The organism is Acinetobacter sp. TY2, assembly GCF_046269225.1.
Classification (GTDB): Bacteria; Pseudomonadota; Gammaproteobacteria; order Pseudomonadales; family Moraxellaceae; genus Acinetobacter.
This window is the reverse complement of sequence record NZ_JBJZOR010000004.1, coordinates 58,767-78,208: the sequence shown is the minus strand read 5'-3', so window position 1 is coordinate 78,208 and position 19,442 is coordinate 58,767. Positions and strand designations below refer to the sequence as shown.

At 34.4% G+C, this 19,442-nt stretch carries 20 protein-coding genes and 1 pseudogene; 7 read left to right on the top strand and 14 right to left on the bottom strand.

What is annotated here, in order from left to right:
• Positions 1 to 92 precede the first annotated feature (92 nt).
• The 7 genes and pseudogenes from ACK1JC_RS03495 to ACK1JC_RS03465 form a co-directional block, all read right to left on the bottom strand.
• The gene (locus tag ACK1JC_RS03495; RefSeq protein WP_409510464.1) at positions 93 to 398 is read right to left on the bottom strand and encodes a hypothetical protein; all 306 of its coding nucleotides are present in this window, start codon (positions 396 to 398) and stop codon (positions 93 to 95) included.
• A gap of 176 nt (positions 399 to 574) precedes the next feature.
• Positions 575 to 1,235, bottom strand: a pseudogene (locus ACK1JC_RS03490) (methionine ABC transporter permease).
• Entirely contained in the window at positions 1,228 to 2,286 is a 1,059-nt protein-coding gene (locus ACK1JC_RS03485; RefSeq protein WP_409510463.1) for a methionine ABC transporter ATP-binding protein, read from the bottom strand. The pseudogene ACK1JC_RS03490 and the gene ACK1JC_RS03485 overlap by 8 nt, the downstream one beginning before the upstream one ends.
• Positions 2,287 to 2,323: 37 nt before the next feature.
• Positions 2,324 to 3,154 (bottom strand): MetQ/NlpA family ABC transporter substrate-binding protein, encoded by an 831-nt coding sequence (locus tag ACK1JC_RS03480; protein WP_409510462.1) that lies wholly within the window; start codon positions 3,152 to 3,154, stop codon positions 2,324 to 2,326.
• 87 nt (positions 3,155 to 3,241) lie between these two features.
• A complete protein-coding gene (locus tag ACK1JC_RS03475; RefSeq protein WP_409510461.1) occupies positions 3,242 to 4,681 on the bottom strand; it encodes an LLM class flavin-dependent oxidoreductase in 1,440 nt (479 codons plus the stop codon).
• The gene (locus ACK1JC_RS03470) at positions 4,681 to 5,904 is read right to left on the bottom strand and encodes an SfnB family sulfur acquisition oxidoreductase (RefSeq protein ID WP_409510460.1); all 1,224 of its coding nucleotides are present in this window, start codon (positions 5,902 to 5,904) and stop codon (positions 4,681 to 4,683) included. The genes ACK1JC_RS03475 and ACK1JC_RS03470 overlap by 1 nt, the downstream gene beginning before the upstream one ends.
• 11 nt (positions 5,905 to 5,915) lie before the next feature.
• Entirely contained in the window at positions 5,916 to 7,118 is a 1,203-nt protein-coding gene (locus tag ACK1JC_RS03465) for an SfnB family sulfur acquisition oxidoreductase (protein ID WP_409510459.1), read from the bottom strand.
• Positions 7,119 to 7,496: 378 nt separating this feature from the next.
• Between ACK1JC_RS03465 and ACK1JC_RS03460 the strand changes: the two genes are divergently transcribed.
• Together ACK1JC_RS03460 and ACK1JC_RS03455 are read left to right on the top strand one after the other, a co-directional pair.
• Positions 7,497 to 8,261 carry a glutathione S-transferase family protein gene (locus ACK1JC_RS03460; RefSeq protein ID WP_409510458.1) on the top strand — a complete coding sequence of 255 codons (765 nt, stop codon included), beginning with the start codon at positions 7,497 to 7,499 and terminating at the stop codon, positions 8,259 to 8,261.
• Between the two features lie 142 nt (positions 8,262 to 8,403).
• Positions 8,404 to 8,877: an Lrp/AsnC family transcriptional regulator gene (locus ACK1JC_RS03455; protein ID WP_409510457.1), complete on the top strand. Its 474-nt coding sequence runs from the start codon at positions 8,404 to 8,406 to the stop codon at positions 8,875 to 8,877.
• A gap of 94 nt (positions 8,878 to 8,971) precedes the next feature.
• On the opposite strand, the gene ACK1JC_RS03450 is transcribed toward ACK1JC_RS03455, so the two are convergent.
• The 4 genes from ACK1JC_RS03450 to ACK1JC_RS03435 form a co-directional block, all read right to left on the bottom strand.
• Positions 8,972 to 9,721: a YebC/PmpR family DNA-binding transcriptional regulator gene (locus tag ACK1JC_RS03450; protein ID WP_409510456.1), complete on the bottom strand. Its 750-nt coding sequence runs from the start codon at positions 9,719 to 9,721 to the stop codon at positions 8,972 to 8,974.
• A gap of 107 nt (positions 9,722 to 9,828) precedes the next feature.
• On the bottom strand, positions 9,829 to 10,392 hold the full coding sequence (locus ACK1JC_RS03445) for a 1-acyl-sn-glycerol-3-phosphate acyltransferase (protein ID WP_409510455.1): 564 nt from the start codon (positions 10,390 to 10,392) through the stop codon (positions 9,829 to 9,831).
• A gap of 741 nt (positions 10,393 to 11,133) precedes the next feature.
• Positions 11,134 to 11,496: a hypothetical protein gene (locus ACK1JC_RS03440; protein ID WP_409510454.1), complete on the bottom strand. Its 363-nt coding sequence runs from the start codon at positions 11,494 to 11,496 to the stop codon at positions 11,134 to 11,136.
• 685 nt (positions 11,497 to 12,181) lie between these two features.
• Positions 12,182 to 12,535, bottom strand: coding sequence for a hypothetical protein (locus ACK1JC_RS03435; protein ID WP_409510453.1), 354 nt, complete (start codon positions 12,533 to 12,535; stop codon positions 12,182 to 12,184).
• 249 nt (positions 12,536 to 12,784) lie between these two features.
• On the opposite strand from ACK1JC_RS03435, the gene ACK1JC_RS03430 reads away from it, so the two are divergent.
• The 5 genes from ACK1JC_RS03430 (at position 12,785) to ACK1JC_RS03410 (ending at position 15,388) form a co-directional block, all read left to right on the top strand.
• Positions 12,785 to 13,243 carry a DUF2147 domain-containing protein gene (locus ACK1JC_RS03430; protein WP_409510452.1) on the top strand — a complete coding sequence of 153 codons (459 nt, stop codon included), beginning with the start codon at positions 12,785 to 12,787 and terminating at the stop codon, positions 13,241 to 13,243.
• Between the two features lie 530 nt (positions 13,244 to 13,773).
• The gene (locus ACK1JC_RS03425) at positions 13,774 to 14,130 is read left to right on the top strand and encodes a roadblock/LC7 domain-containing protein (RefSeq protein WP_409510451.1); all 357 of its coding nucleotides are present in this window, start codon (positions 13,774 to 13,776) and stop codon (positions 14,128 to 14,130) included.
• Positions 14,131 to 14,309: 179 nt separating this feature from the next.
• On the top strand, positions 14,310 to 14,627 hold the full coding sequence (locus tag ACK1JC_RS03420) for a DUF1889 family protein (protein ID WP_409510450.1): 318 nt from the start codon (positions 14,310 to 14,312) through the stop codon (positions 14,625 to 14,627).
• A gap of 296 nt (positions 14,628 to 14,923) precedes the next feature.
• Positions 14,924 to 15,049, top strand: coding sequence for a hypothetical protein (locus tag ACK1JC_RS03415; RefSeq protein WP_409510449.1), 126 nt, complete (start codon positions 14,924 to 14,926; stop codon positions 15,047 to 15,049).
• A 27-nt stretch (positions 15,050 to 15,076) separates the two neighbouring features.
• On the top strand, positions 15,077 to 15,388 hold the full coding sequence (locus ACK1JC_RS03410; RefSeq protein WP_409510448.1) for a hypothetical protein: 312 nt from the start codon (positions 15,077 to 15,079) through the stop codon (positions 15,386 to 15,388).
• Between the two features lie 383 nt (positions 15,389 to 15,771).
• On the opposite strand, the gene ACK1JC_RS03405 is transcribed toward ACK1JC_RS03410, so the two are convergent.
• The 3 genes from ACK1JC_RS03405 to ACK1JC_RS03395 all read right to left on the bottom strand — a co-directional run bounded on the left by ACK1JC_RS03405 (position 15,772) and on the right by ACK1JC_RS03395 (position 19,198).
• Positions 15,772 to 17,868, bottom strand: a complete 2,097-nt coding sequence (locus tag ACK1JC_RS03405) for a DUF3987 domain-containing protein (protein ID WP_409510447.1) — start codon at positions 17,866 to 17,868, stop codon at positions 15,772 to 15,774.
• Positions 17,865 to 18,071 carry a helix-turn-helix transcriptional regulator gene (locus ACK1JC_RS03400; RefSeq protein ID WP_409510446.1) on the bottom strand — a complete coding sequence of 69 codons (207 nt, stop codon included), beginning with the start codon at positions 18,069 to 18,071 and terminating at the stop codon, positions 17,865 to 17,867. The genes ACK1JC_RS03405 and ACK1JC_RS03400 overlap by 4 nt, the downstream gene beginning before the upstream one ends.
• 212 nt (positions 18,072 to 18,283) lie before the next feature.
• Complete coding sequence (locus ACK1JC_RS03395; protein WP_409510445.1) at positions 18,284 to 19,198, bottom strand: hypothetical protein; 915 nt, start codon at positions 19,196 to 19,198, stop codon at positions 18,284 to 18,286.
• Positions 19,199 to 19,442: the final 244 nt, after the last annotated feature.

The following is a 19,442-nucleotide window of genomic DNA, read 5'->3' as shown; positions in this document are numbered from 1 at the left end:
ATACGGCATTTTTTGAATATGACAATGCTACAACATATAAAAAATAGTTCATTTTAGTCAGGATTTTAGCCAATAAGTAATTACAAAAAAAATTACATATGATATTGAATTTTAATTGTTTCACGCTTCATTAACTGAGTTTTATTTAGCTGAATATATTGCGTCATCAGTTCTGTCACAGCAGGATGTTGAAATCCTGAAGCATAGCCTTTGACAATGATAATACTTGGCAGGCTAAAAAACAGATAGTGAGCATCTTCAAGCGTTGCAGGACTATAGATGCCTTGCTCGGTTAGTACATGTTGAAGAAATTGTTTTTCAATATGAACAATGTTGGAGTGTTGATCATTCCACCAATTTTGGCGCATTGCCAAGAGGTTATTATGTTTGTAGCTCATAGGAGAGATTTAAATGACTAATCAATACTTTAATATAGTGTGAATAATGAAAGAAATACAAGTGACTTTGTTTGATCTTTTTTTAATAGTTAAGTAAAGCGTTGGATGAATAAAAAGAGGTCTTGTTGATTCGAAAAAATCAAAGACAAGACCATTTAAAGATCAATATTTTATGTTTAAATTTTACGTTTATCTAATTGGTGAGATAAGGTATCACCAATCGCTTGAACACAAATGACTAGAATTACCAATACGACAATAACGGCAAGCATGATCTGCATATCAAAGCGTTGATAGCCATACCTGTAGGCAATGTCACCTAAACCACCTGCACCAATTGCACCTGCAATAGCAGAAGAGTTAATCATAGTGACGATTGTGACAGTAAAGCCAGCCACAATACCAGGTAAAGCTTCAGGCAATAATACATGCCATATAATTTGCTTACGATTACAACCCATTGCTTGAGCAGCTTCAATTAGACCACGATCAACTTCTCTTAAACTTACTTCTGCAATTCGTGCAAAAAAGGGAGTTGCTGCGAGCGTTAGTGGAACGACAGCAGCCCATACGCCATAACTTGTACCAACAATCCATCGCGTGAATGGAATTAAGGCAACCATTAAAATTAAAAAGGGAACAGAACGTGTAATATTGACCACACTGCCTAAAACTTTATTTATCCCTTTTGATGGGTAAATACCGTGTTGGCTTGTATTGACCAAAATGACTGCCAAAGGCAAGCCCATTAAAAATGCAAAAAAATGCCGATATACCCACCATTAATACAGTATCAGTTGTACCGCTAATTAATAAATCAATGAGTTGATTAGACATAACCGAGTACCTCTAAATCTGTTATTGCTGGAGCTAATACTTTTTTTAATGCAAAGAGATTGAGTGTTGTATTTGATACTGCAATGATGAGCGAACCAATAAAATGTCCTTGAATGGTATCGATATGACTTCGATATAAATGTACAGGCACATTAAATTGTTCAAAAATAATTTTAAAATCAGGACACTCTAAAAGTGTTGTGGAATATCTTAGTTTTAAAATGGTTTGAGTACGCTCTGGTGTAATATCTTTGTGTAATACCACAGGAAGATCTGATTGTTCAAAGCTCAGTAATTCTTGGGTAATGGCTTGTTGTGGTTCAGAAAATACCGACCACACTTGTCCAGCTTCTACAATTTCACCTTGTTCAATTACAACTACCTGATCACAAATCTCTCGAATGACTTGCATTTCATGGGTAATTAAAACAATGGTAATACCTAATTTCTGATTGATTTCTTTTAAAAGTGAGAGCACGACGGCAGTACTTTCAGGATCAAGTGCCGATGTCGCTTCATCACAAAGTAAAATTTCAGGATGATGAACGAGTGCGCGTGCAATACCCACACGTTGTTTTTGTCCACCAGAGAGTTGTGAAGGGTAATTTTCTATTTTTTCACTCAGCCCAACAAGATTAAGCACTTCTTTTACACGAGGCTCAATTTCAGATTTTGAATAACCTGCAATTTTTAATGGCAATGCAACATTTTCATATACTGTTTTTGCAGACATAAGATTGAAATGTTGAAAAATCATGCCTATTTTTTGTCGAAGTTGAATGAGTTCGGCGTGTTCTAATTGAGCTAAATCTTGCTGGTGGATTAAAATTTGCCCTTTACTGATTGATTCAAGTCCATTTAATGTACGTATTAAAGATGATTTTCCCGCACCACTTTTACCAATAATACCGAAAATTTTACCCTGCGGAATATCTAAGTTGATATTTTTAAGTGCATGTATTTGGGTGTTTTGAATATCATAATATTTATCTAAATTTCGAATTTTAATGTGTGGGACTGTGAAGTCGACCTGTGAACCAAAACTAACCATAATTCTTTCCTTATGCTATGGATGATATTCTGGGAAGTTACTTCCAACCAGGGAACCAAAGTGTAGGACCAAAATCTGCATCTAATGCCTGTTTTACTTTTGGTGAGTTTTGATAAATCTCAACGAATTTTTTGAGCTTATCGTCTTTGTCAACATAGTCATCACGCACTGCAAATAAAATGGCAAAGCGTTTATCTGTATTGGAATCAAAAAGTAAGGCTTTTTCAGGATCAGCAGTTTTCGCCATGCGTAAATAATGTGGATAACCGAATGCGAGATCGACATCATCAATAGCACGTGCTGTTTGAGGACCTTCAACTTCTGTAAATTTCAAGTTTTTGGGATTTGTTGCAATATCATTCAAACTTGCTAAAAAATTATCAGGCTGTTTAAGCGTAATCAGTTTGGCTTGTTGTAATAACTGTAATGCACGTCCCTGATTGACAGGATCATTGGGAATGACCACTGTGGCATTTTGAGGTAGAGCATCAAAGCTATTATATTTTTTGGAATATAAACCAACATGCGTTGCTGCACCGACTGCAAAGCCTTTGATTTTAAAATCTGTTTCTTTTTTTGCATTATCAAGAAAGGGTTGATGTTGAAAGAAATTGGCATCAATATCACCATGATTGAGAGTAATATTGGGTGTGTTCCAATCGGAAAATTCCACCAATTTGACATTAATACCTTGATTTTTGGCTTCATCTGCAGCCACTTGTAACGGTTTAGCAAAAGATGGACTGATACCAATCACGAGTTCATTTGATGTCGTTTTTTTATTATAAGTCCATACCAAAAGCCCTATGACTAATGTGGCAATGACTACGCCAATGAGCGAAAGTTTAGATTTTGAAGCTTGTCCCATGATTTACCTCTATAATTTTAAGTCGATAATGTGATTGTCATTAATGTCATCGTCATCATCGAAAATGTTTTAAAAATGTGGATTGCTTTACGCAGTATGCTTTTGTTGCGTGTTTAGATGATGTTGCACAGAATCTTTATTCTTTGACGTGCTTTTACATCGGAACTGCTGAACTGGGTGTGTTTCTGATAAATGATCACCTTGCTGAAACAGCTTGTGACGCAAACTTCCATCTTCATACGCTGTTTTATAACGTCCACGTTGCTGTAATTCAGGAATGACCAAGCGAATGAAATCTTGATGCGATTCAGGTGCAACGGTTCGCGTAAGATTGAAACCATCGACACCCGTTTCATCCAAAAACTGAATCAATTTTTCAGCGACAGTTGCACCGCTACCGACAATGAGGGGATAACGACCGCCCAAAATATGTTGGGCTTTTAAATCATTAATGGTGGTTTTTTGTTCTTTAAATTTTTTGTTTACTGAGGCAATACTATTGGTTGGTTTATAGGGAATCGCTTCATTTGCTGCAAACTGAGAAAGATCAATACCGACAGAGCTTGAAAAATGGGCAAGACCAGCTTCAGGACTTGCATAGTGAATGTACTCAGTGAGCTTTTCCTGCGCCAATTCATCAGTTTCAGCCGTTACTACAGTAATCCCGACAAAGAGTTTAATTTCGTCAGGATTTCGACCTTGCTGTTGGGTTTGCGTTCGAATTTTGTCCACTTGTGTTTTTAGTTTTTCAGGACTATCTGCACCAATAAACATAGCTTCAGCGTGTTGCGTTGCAAAAGATAAACCTTTAGCTGATGCGCCTGCCTGATAAAGAACAGGTGTTCTTTGTTTCGATGGTGAAACTTGAAAAACGCCCTGACTTTGATAAAACTTACCTTGATGTTGAATCTCATGAACTTTATTTGGGTCTGTAAAAATGCGATTGATCTTATCCTTTTGAATTGCATCATTTTCCCAAGAACCTTCCCAAAATTTGTAGCAAAGTTCTAAAAATTCTTCGGCTTGTTCATAGCGTAAATCATGATCTTTCAGCCCTTTATGTCCAATCAGCCGTTCAGCACTATCGAGATATCCTGTAACGATATTCCACCCAATACGACCTTGAGTGAGATGATCAAGACTGGCAAAACGCCGTGCAAATTGGTAAGGAGATTCATAGCTTAAATTGACTGTAATTCCAAAACCAAGATGCTGAGTGACTGCTGCCATCGCTGAAACAAGTGTACTTGGGTCATGACTTGGCAATTGAATCGATTCTTTTAAGGTTAAATCAATATTATGTTGATAAACATCATAAACGCCTGTGATATCAGCAATAAATAGGCCATCAAATAAACCCTTTTCTAAGGTTTCTGCTAGTTCAGTCCAATAACTTAACTCATTAAAACGATTTGATTGATCACGAGGATGTGTCCAAAGTCCATGATTTATGTGACCGACAGAATTCATATCAAATGCATTTAACAAGATTTTTTTAGATTTAGATCTGTTAGTAATATTTGTCATTACAATGTCCCTCTGCGTGGGGGAGAAATGCCGTTTAACACATGATTGGCAATAAAGTAATATTTCCAGCGTGAGGCATCATGTAGTGTATGAACACGGGCATTACGCCAAAAACGGTCAAGCCCATCCTCACGTTGACTACCACGACTACCTGCGAGCTCAATCAGTTTAGACGATGTTTTTAATGCTGTTTCAGTGCTATGTGCACGTGCTTTGGCGACATCTAAAGAGGCTTTGGCAATATTTTCAATCGTTGGATGTGGACGGGCAGCATCAATTGAACGAGCTGCTTGTTTGAGTAAAACTTCACTTGCACGAACATCGGCAATAATGCGACCCAATTCATATCGTGTTAATGGGTCTTCTATTGCAGTTGCCACACCTGAATCGATCCATGGACGAGCTTGGCGAACACGTACAAGCGTTTCTTCAAATGCCGCACGTGCAATACCTGTTTCAATGGCTGCATGCATAATTTGCGCAATTGGACCAACGAGTGTAGGTTTAGTAAATGCGTTATCAAACGGAATGATGTCTTCAGCAAGTACTGGCACTTGATTGAATTTTACAGTGCCACTACCAGTGGTTCTTTGTCCAAATCCCGACCAATCATCAATCAGCTCAAGTCCTTGACTGTTACGGGGGACAAACGCCAAGAATTCACGTTGATTTTCATCTTTTACCAAGGTTGGAATCCGCTGTGCAAATAAGCTTCCTGTGCAATAAAATTTTTCACCATTGATTTCGAAGTCTTGTGCCATTTGCTTAATTGAGGTTTGTTTTTGGGCTGAATTTTTAGTTTTAAATTCAGCTAAGGCATTACCAAAACGTGCACCTTGTAAAACTTCGGCATACAGTTTCTTTTTTTGTTCGAACGTACCTGTATTACGTAAAACCTCAAGGGCATAAAAATGATTTTGTGGAATTTGTCCAATCGAACCATCTACACCGCTCATGAGTGCAATGATTTGCGCGAGGGTATAACTTGAAACATCTGCTCCACCAAACTCTGTAGGTACTGTAATTGCCCATAGTCCAGATTGACTATAGGCTTCAATTTCATCAAAAGGTAAAATTCGTTCAGCATCACGTTGTACAGCACGGGTTTTAAATTGTTCTGCCAAATGCTGTGCAATTTCTAAAGCTTCCACATCAGATTGAATGATATGTGCATGTGACACTAGCTTGGGTTGAAATGAAACAATATTTTGAAATGAGGTCATGTGGCTTCTCCTTAAATCCAAGCATGTCGAGCAGGCAGTGTATGATTGAGGTAATAATCACCTAAGGCATGTAATTTCCAACGAACAGGATCATGTAAGGTATGAACACGGGCATTACGCCAATGTTGATCTAAATTATGGATACTGAGACTTGAACGACTACCACCAAGTTCAAACAATTTTTCTGAGATGTGTAAGGCCGCATCATTGGCATAGACTTTGGCTTCAGCGACTAAAATAGAGGCTTTCGCTGCTTGTTCATTGGAAACAGTATCTAGAGCATCAAGTTCATCTAAATATTCAGCTGCTTCATCAAGCAATAATATTGCAGCATCTAATAAGACAACTGACTTGCCAACTTCTTGTAATGTGTAATGCTCAAAACTGGCTTTTTCGACTTGTGCATCGACAATTGGGCGAGCTTTTTTGACTGCTGAAAGTGTATCTTCAAGAGCAGCTTCCGCAATTCCTACATCAATTGCAACTTGAATGAGCTGTGAGAATGCACCACGATAATTCGTTTGATTGGAAAGTTTACGCTCATCAAAAATAAGAAGAGGGTTGACTTTTACTTGTGTGAGTTTGACTGTACCACTAGACGTTGTTCGTTGACCAAAACCATTCCAGTTATCGATGACCTCTACACCGTCAGCTTGTCGATCAATAATTGTAAGAACAACATGACCATCAGGGTGAATGGCTTTAATTGCGAGCCAATGTGCGAAAGAGCTACCTGTTGAGTAAAATTTTTCTCCATTGACAAATAAACCACCATCTTTTTCAATTAATGTTGTGTTGAGCGTTTTTGTATCTTTAGTATGGCGTTCAGGACCACCGTTGGCTAAACGTTTACCTTTTAAAATTTCATTAAAAACAAAATGTTTTTGTTCATCTGTACCCATAATGTCAATCATGTTAAGTAAAGCAATTTGATTTTGAGGAATCTGTCCGAGGCTGGAATCTGCTTTATTGATGATGCGGAAAACTTGTGCGAGAGTTGTATTTGAAACAAATGCACCACCAAATTTTTTAGGAATACGTATACCGCCTAATCCCTTTTCACTAAAGGCATCGACTTCAGCAAACGGTAGCAGTCGTTGCTGATCACGCTCATTACGTCCTTCCAATGCAAAATCTGCGACTTGATAAGCTGCTTGAATTGCATCGAGATCATTTTCAATAATATGAATATTTTCAAAGATTAACTGAGACATAAAAACACCTATATTTGATGTTTAAAAGCTAACCTTGAAAAGTGGAAAGATTAAGCAATGGATTGTGAATAACTTATAAAAATATAATTTAAAAACAAATTTTGCTATATTTTTCATTTTAATGAATATGCTAAGTGATTGATTAAGATTAGTTTATGGGGTGTGCTTTGGGGGTGAAAAAACCAATTCAGATAGACTTATCTACATTTCAGATATTTTAGACATAAAAATGTATAAATTAAGCTAATTTGATTGATGAGATTTATTAAATATTTGGATAAAAAGCACATTGTAATTCTTAAATACACTCACTAAAGTATCCAACTGAAATCGTAGGTTTTTATAAAGCCGAAATAGAAAAATAAATGTGGAGTATTTATGAGAACTTTATACCAATTTCCTTTATCACACTTTTGTGAAAAAGCGCGTTGGTTGCTAGATCATAAGGAGTTGGACTTTATTGCCCAAAATATGATGCCTGGCGTACATCGTGCATTTGCTCAACTCAAAACAGGGCAAAATAATTTACCCATTTTAAAAGATGGCGAGCGTTGGATTGCAAATTCGACACAAATAGCATTGTATTTAGATGATACCTATCCTGAACATCGCTTACTGAGTACAGACACTAACTTAAGAGACAAAATTTTAGAGATTGATCTTATTTGTAATGACTTGGGTACACATGTCCGTCGTTGGGGGTTAGCTGTGACTCTGGCAATTAGTGATGAACCGATTGAAATTATGATTGGTGAAAAAGGGTATTTGCGCCGTTTTGAAAAATTTTCCAAACCTTTGTTGAAAAGTCTAGTGGCAAAAAATTATCAACTTGATGAAGTGACGGTTGCAGAATCGAAAGAAGCACTTGATAAAATCATTGATGATTTAAATGTAAGGCTCATTGAAAATGGTTGTCGTTATATGGTTGGAAGCCGCTTAGGACTTGCCGATATTGCAGTCTGTTCAATGCTTGCACCATTACTTGAGCTCGTAGGCACGCCGTGGGAAAATGAGCACTATGAAGATCAATCTGATGCGTTTGCCGATTATAAAAAACAACTACTGAATTTACCACTAGGTCAGTATGTGCAACGTATTTATGCTACAGAACGCAATGCAATGGTCGATTGGCGTGGCGTTTAAGTTTTTATATATTATTTTTCTTAATTTTTCTAAAAGTAGGGAATTAAAAATAATAAATAATTTTATTGTGGGAAATAAATAATTTTTAATGTTAAATTGAAGTAAATATTTTCAATGATTTATCTTTGCACGGGAGTAGGTGATGGAACTTGATCGTTATGATAAACAGATTCTTGAGATTCTGACTCATGAAGACATCAACCTTAATGAATTGTCTGAACGTATTAATCTCTCAGTCAGTTCAGTGCATCGTCGTATTAAAAACTTGATTGAAACAAAGTTGATGACACATTTAAAACGTGATATCAACTATGAAAAATTAGGTTTTAAACTACATATCATTTTACAAGTTTCCTTGAGTAAACATGATACAGATACTTTTGCTAAATTTTTGGAGGAACTAGAAAGCATTCCAGAAGTGATCAATGCATTTTTAGTGACAGGGCAAACGGCTGATTTCTTAGTGGAAGTTGTGGCGAAAGATATGGAAAATTATAGTGAAATTTTACTCAAAAGAATTGGGAAAATTGAACATGTCGTGGCACTGCATTCAAGCTTTGTCATTAAAGAATATAATCATGTTTTCGATTGTAGTCGCTTGCTGAGCCGAGTTTAAGTCAAAGTTGGTATGCTGTTTGAAATATCTAAATTAACAATGATATTAATTAAGAAACGCACCTTTTAGTGCGTTTCTTTTGCTTCAATTCGACTTAATCGTCTAATTCCGCCATGACTTCTTCTGTGAACTCAACGTTAGTATAAACATTTTGCACATCATCAAGATCTTCAAACATATCAATCATTTTTATGATTTTCTTCGCTTGATCAACATCAGAAATCAACGCTTTTGTTGAAGGGTTCATGGTTACTTCAGCATTATCAGATTTCAAACCTGCAGCGGCTAAAGCATCTTGCACATCACCAAACGATTCAGGGGTAGTGATGACTAAGATTTCATCCTCACTCACTTCAATATCTTCTGCACCCGCTTCTAAAGCTACGTCCATGATTTTATCTTCTAAAGACACATCTTCAAAAGTAATTTCACCACGTTTAGTAAACATATACGCAACAGAACCTGCAGTACCTAAGTTACCATCTGTTTTAGAGAAACAGTGACGAACGTCAGGAACTGTACGGTTCAGGTTATCCGTCATGGTTTCAATGATGACAGCAACACCGCCGACACCATAACCTTCGTAGGTGACTTCTTTTAAATCAGCATTTTCTTCGCCGCCAACACCACGTGCAGTTGCACGGTTGATGGTGTCACGTGTCATGTTTGCAACTAATGCTTTTTCGACAACCGCACGTAAACGTGGATTCGATGCGACATCACCACCGCCTAAGCGAGCAGCGGTTACAATTTCACGAATAAATTTTGTAAATACTTTTGCGCGGCTCGCATCTTGTTTTGCTTTACGATGCTTTGTGTTTGCCCACTTGGAATGACCCGCCATGCGAAATATGCTCCTTGTAGATTGGCTTTATGCCATATCAAATTGATGCAATTCTACCATAAGCACTTTTTTCAGAGAAAGTGCTTATTTTTTGGAAATGCGTCAGATTAATGATTTTTTTCTTCAGGAATGACAATATCTAGACCTGTATGTTCTTTATATAGGCGTTTTATTTCAGCAAGGTCTTGATCTAAATCGGAAGGATATATTTTTCCAAAGATTCCGCCTTGTTTAGTCTTCGAATTAGCATACATCAGCACAATAGGTACACCCGCAGCTTTTGCAATATGCCAAAAACCTGTACGAATAGGTTTACGGGGTTGCCCACGTTCAGCACGTGTTGCTTCGGGAGCAATAACTAAGTTGAATTTATCATTGGCTTCAAAAAGCTCAACCATCTGGGAAACAATATCTTTATTGGATTTACGATCAACTGGAATACCACCAAGTTTATTTAAAATTGGCTTCATAGGACCTTTGAATAATTCTTTTTTAATCAAAATATGAATTTTCAAATCAAAAATTTGGAAAATAGCCAACGATAAAACTGCATCCATCATGGAAGTGTGCTCAAATCCAATAATAACTTGTTTTTTTTCGAGAACATTGGGTTCAACTCGATACGTCCATCCTGCAAGTTTAAAGGTGAGTTCACCCAACATCTTTTTCATTTTCAGCCTATACAAATGTATAATAATTTAAGATGTGCATTTTGCGATGAATATTTTAAAAAAACAATATCGATATTGTCAGAACTTTGTGATTGTATGTACCATGATTTATAAGCAATAAAAAACCTAAATAAATATATATTCACTTTTTTAGATCATTAAATATCAGCGACAGATCGTTGAAAATGTAAGTCTCAAAATAGGTAATTTTTATTTCTGAAAATGCGCTCTTAATATACGGCGTAATTCTAAAATTACTTCAGGTGTTTCATGTGTTAATTGCCCACCTTTATCACGGTTTCAGACACAGCACCATCTAAATGTGAACTGGTGTAAGGGACAATCCCATCTAAGTATTCTGGACTTTTATTGTATTGTTTTTTTTACTAATTATCGAATGAAAAGGTACATTGGGTGTTGGCATGATATTGGTCGTGGGGAGTATGAAACGTGATTTTTATTTAAGCCATTTTTCACATATGGCAGTAGGTGTAATTTGCTATTTACTAAATAAATAATTAATAGGTTAACTATGTAAATTTAGCAGAGTATTTAGTGAATGGTCATGTAGATAATAAAAAACCCATCACAAGGATGGGTTAAATGGAGTTTGTTGTGCTAAATCAAAGTCAAAAATATATAGACGAAGCCTTACTCTCATAAGATTTGATCAAAGCAGTTTTAGTACTTACAATAATTCTTATCAACTCGATTACCAATTATGCGACAGAGCATTAAAAATTAATCCATTTCACAATGAATATGTAATTTATCCGTGTAGTAATCTAGGGCTAAGTCTAAATCTCGCAATAACTTCTCAGAAGTGAAGTCATTGGGTGCTGCTTCTAGTAGGGTTGGTACATATTTTTGTATATACAAATTCGGATAATCAATGCATAAAATTTGTTTTTTAATATGTAATTGGGTTTTAGGATTGTCTAATTGATCTAAATATTTATTGATTTGGATATCAACTTCCTCAATATCTTGACTTGATTTAAGTTGTATCTTTTGGGTATCGGATAGATCAACAGGATCAGATTTTTTTTGACAACCTGGAATTGCTAAAATAAATATCAAATAGAATTTAATTTTATTTTTCATAACATGCCCCTAAAAGTAGACCTCTAACCAAATTCTACATTCGTGATCAAGTGACATGCTCCATGCAGCTTCTCTGTGTAGTTTAACAACCACCAACTTAACCCCGATTCCAATGTGAGGTTTGAGGCAGTTTCTAATGTCAGAGGCTTTACCTTTATGTTTAATTATCCATGTAGATTTTAATAACTTTACACAACCATTAGAGATAGAAAGAATTGCATTGGTAATATCCTCAGTATCATAATTTTCTGAGTGGTCGTAACTTATTAAATAGTTCATATCGTGCCCTTTTAGATTATAAAAAAAAGGGGAAGCTTTAATGGCTAAGACAATCTACTAATGTTGTGGAGTAGTAAAATGTTTATCCCCTTGTTCTTTAAGACGTAAATAATATTTCATAAACTGTATTGGTCATTTTTTGTACGACAAATATTTTTACCATGTTTTTGAAGGTATATCTGCTTTTTAGATGTAAATTTTGATCATATTTTTTAATGATTTTAGATGTTTAGAACGGAAATATAATATTTTACTTAAGAATAATTTAACTATTGTTTGTCGATTGCACTATTTTTCTAAATAATATTTTTATGGTTGGTTTTAATATCAACTGTAAGTGAGTTATAACTATCTGTAGATAAAAGAAAAACCCACACGTGGTGGGTTTTTAAAATGTGTAAAATGCTTATTTCTTATATTCAGTAATATTTATAGGTTTATCTTTTACAAACTCAACAATACCTTCACCATTCTTAAAATGTATAGATACACCGTCATTGTTTGCTAAACGAACTCCACTTGCAGATACTGCAGCTTTTAAATGAATAACTCGATCTGAGTTATCAGTCATTATAGCTGTTTCAAAATTATCAGAAGATTTTAGTTGAATAGTTAGATCCATTGGACCAACAAAGTTAATCACCTGAGTTTCAATTGGAATGCTTGGCACATTTTCTACAGGCATAGCTATTTGTGTAGGAGATGAATTACAACCAGCCAATGCTAATGCAATCATTGAAGCGCCAATAAAATATTTCATATTAAAAAGTCTTTAGGTTTAAATATTGGAAATAGCATCTTAACTATCTGAAATGATAGATAAAGGTGTATTAACATTTAGATGACAAAAAATATCCACTGCAGTTACTAGGTTAGATTTTAGAAGAAAAATATTAGGTATATATTTAATTTTAATCAATTTTTATCATTCTAAAAAATTATTGTTATAATCCTTCACGTTTTATGCACATTTGTGCTTCTTTTTAACTTAACTGTAAATTATTTTTATATGAATTTTAAATTTTTGAGTGCGATTGCACTATTGTTGGGACTTACCAATCCATTAAATGCCATGCCTTTTGATCCATTAATTGGTACATGGAAGGTTATAGATGACAGGACTGGATCTTATATTTCAGATATTGTAGTTCGTAAAGATTCGAAAACAGAGCAGTATAGTGCTGTTGTCACTAAGAATTATCCGTTGCTCGGTAAATCAATTTCTGAAACATGTGTTAAATGCCAAGGTGCTCTGAAGGATCAACCCATTTTTGGAATGGAGACGTTAAGAGGACTTGTTGCTGATAGTGATAAACAGCGCTTTCGTAAAGGTGTTTGGATTAATACACAGGATGGTCAGGTCTACAATATTGATGCTCGCTTAAGCGTATCAGGAGATCAGCTTAAAGTTCAAGGTAAAGCTAAAAGCAGTAATACTATGAGCAACATGACATGGAAAAAACTTTAAAGATTTTCGTGGTATTAAATTAGGGGGCTTAGAAAGAAAACATATCTAAAATCGCCCAAAGGCGGTTTTTATTTATGCAGTATTTATAAGATATATTTTATATACATCTTTAATCGAAGTATATATAATGCGAGCCGCATAACGCAACCTGAATCAGCGCAAATGATTTGGTTGAGCCCACTTAGAAATAGGTGGGCTTTTTAATGCTTAAACTTTATACAAGGTGCTTGTGACATGCAAAAAAGTAAATAATACAACAGCGATTATTCTTGTGCGATTGTAGGCTAGTGTGTTGGTTCACGGAGAATTGCTGTATAACAAGTTGTGGATAAAACGATATTTAATACGATAAGAAGTGACATGTTTTTCCAAAAGTATAGATTTCACACAAAAAGAAGCCCTTGAAGCCAGGCTTTATTTATTATGATAGTGGATTATTCATGTAATTTAAGCCCCTACATGGTAAAATTGAAATGTATATAAAAGTATAATTTTATATTTCATGAAATTTTTTTGCGGGGGAATATACGATGGCTAGAATTAGTCTAGAGTCTTTAAACGATATTGATGGTTTTATTGCGGCTGCACTTGTAGATAGTGATAGTGGTTTATCATTAGCAGCAATAGGGAATGGTATTGATTTAGAGCTTGCAGCAGCAGGAAATACGGAAGTTATTCGTGCTAAACGTAAAACTGTTAAGGTTTTAAATTTACAAGATCAAATTGAAGATGTTTTAATAACATTGGGTAAGCAGTACCACATTATTCGTCCATTAGAAACAAATGATAATTTATTTCTATACGTAGTTTTAGATCGTTCAAAGTCGAATTTAGCAATGGCTCGTCATGAGTTAAGAGGCTTTGAGAAAGGGCTAGATTTCTCTTAATCGAATTGCTGTAAATTTTAGAGCTCATCGAAAGATGGGCTTTTTATTATATTAAAATAACATATTGTTTAATTTAAGAAATTGAAAATAATAAGTTAATTTAAAAATTTAACTTTTCTTTGAAAAAATATTGAATTTGTGAGAAAGTGCAGTTCTAGTAAAATAATGAGAACTATAAGATGACACCTTTAATTAAAGTAGTCCTAAAAAGAATAAATTTTCGAATGAATACTTCAGTTATTATTGGACATCCAGCTGATGAATCATTTATCAAGTACCTTTTAAAATGGTTACATCAACATAATGAAGTTTTGATTGTTGAAGAGATAACTCAGTGGGCAATTAAAAATAATTGGTCAGAAAGCCATATAGAAGATATTGGATGTTGGGCGAAGAAAATTATAGAGGGTAAGCCAGTTACAACAAGATATGTGCCTTCATTTACAGAAAACTATTTTAGTGATTTATTAGTTGAAGCAAGAAATAGTCAATTATGATTTTATAAACCTTCAATAGGGCGTTTTGCACCTAAATAAATGTATATGTTTTCATTTGATATATTCTTAAAAATAATATGGAGTTGTGGTATGGTGAATTAATAGCAAGTGCTAATACCATGATTCAACTGAAGATCAGCTTGAAAAAATTGTGATAAAGATTGTATTTGTGGTTTTAGATGATTACCTGCGGATAGCTAATTGCCTTATTTAAAAAAGTTATAGTTTTCACAAATACAACATTGCCGCAGAAAATATTTGATAACTTTTAGTTCTAACCTTAACGGATGGAAGCTATGAAATATTTTACAATACTTAGCTTGGTCTTATTATTTGGTCTAACTGCTTGTCAAAAGCGGGATACAGATACTAGTCAGCAAGATAAAGCAACATCTCCACACTCCATGGATAAAGATAAATAAAAAATCCCGTACATTGCGGGTTTTTTAATGGATGCAGACGACTACTTTTGGAAAAATAAGAAACGTCCACTGAAAATAAACCCCCGCTCTAAACCATTACCCAAGGTAAAAGAAAAATATTTAGAAGCAGAAGGGGATTTTGAACAATCTTTAAAAGTTCTTAAACTTAAATATGCAAAGAAATTTCAATTTAATTCGTTTAAGCATTGGCATTTTGACTTTCACTTTATTGAATGCTTACATAAGGCTTACATGGATTCAAATATTAAAAAACCACTTAGGATTAATGCACCTAAGTGGTTGTTTTATTTGGTGGGCCCAGACGTTACCATACTTTAATTTAAGCTATTGTTTTAAAAACAATTACTTTAGCTGAATAAAAAAAGATACAAACTTGGATACATAGGTTATTTTTGTTATTTTTTGTGTTTATTTTCTTGAAGTTAAGAGTTGAACCGATTCAGCACTAATTGAACATCATCATTCAATAAATAATATTCTGGTAGATGTTAGCGATTGTTCTAAACAGACTAAATGACTAAATTAGCCTGTAATCATTGCTGTATAAGGCTTTGTATTTAGCTAGTACTTGCCAAGTGCTGCCTAAATGACTAAGTGAAATAGCTATTTAGCGATCCTTTTAGTCACTTAGTCATCTAGTACAATACTAATTTCCATCTTGAAAGCCCTTAATAGCAAGGCTTTCAAGCTAATTTAGTCACTTAGTCACTTTCTCCTAATAAAAGTGGATTTAAAACGACTAGGCGCTTCTTATTAAGTATTTCAACTTTTAAATAATTCGAGTCTTCTAATTGCTGAATAATCATTTCTAAAAGATTCTTATTTTTCTGCATCGGTCTAGGGCATGAAGTCTGCATATAAGAGTAAGTAAGTCTGTCAGTTTTTTGCTGCACACATTTACCTATAAGCCATTTAACAAGCCGTTCAGCTTCACTTTCTGCTTTAATTTCAATATCTGCATACATTGACCATTCATTTAATGAATATTTAATAACCTCACAAGCACCTTTTAATATTTTCGCATCAATACACTGCAAGCCCTCAAAATAAGCGAATACAGTAGCTAGGCGGCGTGCTAATTGACTAGCACGACTGGCAAATGCTTGTAGAAATTCATAACGCTGGCCTTTGGCTTGCAACTCCTCAAAGATATTATAGAAGGCTGCATCAATTTCTCTTGCTCCATCATTCATAGATAGAACGTAGCGACCATTGTGTAATTCATATTCAGGCTTAATCTGAGGGCAGTCATCGAGCAAATACTCACACCGTGTCCAGTAGGCGATAAGCCTGTGGTCGGTACTTACATTCTTATTTCTATAGGCTGCGTCCTGTAGGCGTGTACCTGCTAAATTTTCAGGAATGGTTAAGATAAATCTTGGCAAAAAGCCCTGACCTCTTAACACGGGGTCTTTTAGCGCATCTGCTAGGACTTCATGTTGCCCTTGTAAGCTAAAAGACAATCGAGTGTCATAAGCTCGGCCGCTTCCGTTCATGTTTGACTTAGACCGTGTACGCTCCACAAAACCCTCATCAAATAGCTTTGCATAGCCTCCTAGTGCTTGATTACGTGTATCAGCTTTCATGCTATGACCACCAAAAAACTGACCTGCTTCATCACTTGCAATGGATGCATTATTCAAAATACCATCAATATATAAACCTGCAATAGACTCAAGAGTTATATCGCTATAAAGGGTACTTGGATCATTGGGTGGTGGATTTTCAGCACAATATGCTTCACGTTCCTTTTTAGGCAGTCCAGCCTGTGCGCTTTTCCATTGTTCAAGCTCACAGCGGTATGCTTCATAATGTTTACGTTCATGTTTAATGATTGCCTGATCTGCCAAATTTCTGCTTGTACTCTTGCGGCTTCCACTTTGGCCCTCAGTCAGCAAAAATAAGCTGCATGGCTCACCTTGAGGGCTAAAGGGATGCGGTGCATTCACTTTAGCCTGAGCGATATGTGACATCGTAGCAATTACACATTGAGAGGTCATGGAAATGGGGGCTTGAACATGTTCAGAAATAGCTATAACTGCCTCCTTGGCTAGTGGTGGCAATGCATCAACAGGATAAGCAGCATTTGCTGATGATTCTGCGTGTACAAGCGGTATCAGTTTTCCCCATTGATTTGTGGAGATTTGAATGAATTTTTCAGGACTAATCGCTTGCTTTAGCGCGTTAATTTTTTCTAAGAAAAATTGCTTTATTTGTTTGGCTTGAAGTGACTTAAAACTCTCATCCAATTTCACAAATAAGTCCTGATTTTGCTTTGGTTCATTAAAACCAGCCATAGCTCTAAATGTTGTTTCAGGCATACCACTATTTATAATCTGATATGCTGAATCAATATCTTCATTAAATACAACTCCCTCACTCGATCTTGCAATTTTTAAAAATAAGCCTATATCGTCCGTGCCCAACACATATGGTATGTATGCTTTATTTATATTGCTTGCAAATACTCCTTTTTCACCTATCACAAAATATACTTTCTTCGAGTCGATCAACTGATATGGTGATTGGTCGGTATCGTATTTTTTAATAGTTCCACTTATCGTATAACCGACAACTTCAGAAAAATTATGAGGGTTTACATGGGGAATTGCATAGCATTCTTCACAGTTATAGTCTGTGTATTCTGGATGAATATAGCTCTCAGTCTTAACTTTAAAATTACGCTCATCAATACAGCCTTGAATCAATTCATTGAGTGAGTGAAATTCTGTTTTATGACCTGTCACTGGATCGGTGCTTATTGCAAATGGAGCGCTAAAAGTGATTTCTACGTTCATTTTCCACCCTCCAAATCTGAATTCGAAGGATTTAAATTTAAAACCCAATTTTTTATTTCATTTTCACGATAAAAAATACGAGCTTGTTTTTTATCTCCGAATTTGATCGGTTTTGGAAAAGTAGGGTCTCTTTGTTGCAGGTTATATATCGTATTTCTACTTGTTTTTAAAATACGGCAAACATCTTTAATTTTGATCAGCATTCTATCTCTCCTCATTTGTCATAAGAACATCATGAGAGATGGTGATAAGTTGATGAATTTCATACATAAGTAAATCCTGTTTGCAATATGGAGATTCACATAATTGAGCAAAACAGGACACTAAACACTGTTAGTGATACGATTAAAATTTCAAGCCTAGATAATATTGACAAACACTAACTCATATGACTCTAAAATATTTGAAGTGTAGCTTAAATATGAAAATCATTATCTCGAATAATTTCCATAGCTATAATATTATGATCACGGTCATGAATGTATTTTTTCTTATATTGTGTAATTGATGTACTGATGCTGCCATCATATATAACTTTTTTTATTTGACTTTCATTCATCTGCTTATTATATGTTATTGATACTAATTCAGAGATAAATTTATAGGAAATTCGATGATTAGTTAGAGAGTTAAACATATTATCTAAATCCCGAATAAACTTATTTTCTTTCTTATTTTTTTCATTTTCTTTAAGCTCTTTTTGATTTATCATTGGGTAGTAAATATCTTGAATATATTTATAAAAAACATGTTCAAAATCTGAAACCCACTCTCTAGATTTATTTTTTAAAGTTATATTTTCACAAATTTTCATTTGGTGTTCATTTTTTACGAGCCTTGTACTTAATTCTAAAAATAAATTTGCAGTTAATAATTCAATTTGATTTCTATACCATATCTTGAAATCATAGGTATCGTCTGTACTATTAATGAAGTTAAGATATTTTTTGTATATTTCTTGAATTTTTTTATCTTGATTTTTTTCTTGGTTTTTAATGGTGGATATATAATAGTCTGTGGATTTATCAAATGCCGTAATTATTAATACTAATTCCTTTATTCCAAAATTTTTTTCTTTAAAATATTTTAATACTTCACTATTTTTCAATATATTCTTTAATATTTCTAGGTTTTCATTGTTCTCTAACAACTTTATAGAATAGTAAAAATCAAAAGCAAAAAATAATATTTCCTCATTTTTAAAATAATTATCAAAGAAAAAAATATCTGCTTGTTTTAATAACTTCAACTCATACTCTTCAGCACTTCCACATTGATCAAAATCAATATCATCTAATTTAAATAATTCTGCAATTTTTTCACTATTCATAATAAACCTATAATCAATATTAATTTAAGAGATTTAAAAAATTATAAAAATATTTAATAATTTAATAATTTAAACAACAAAAAAAGTAGTTACTGATATAAAAAAAGGTATAGCAACACTCACCATAAATTTCATTGCTTTTGCATTGAAGTCGACCGAGTACTTCTGTGAATATTTTCTATATTTCAATGTAAAATACACACTTGATATGAAACAAGCTATTAGTAAGCTTACCATCAGGGCC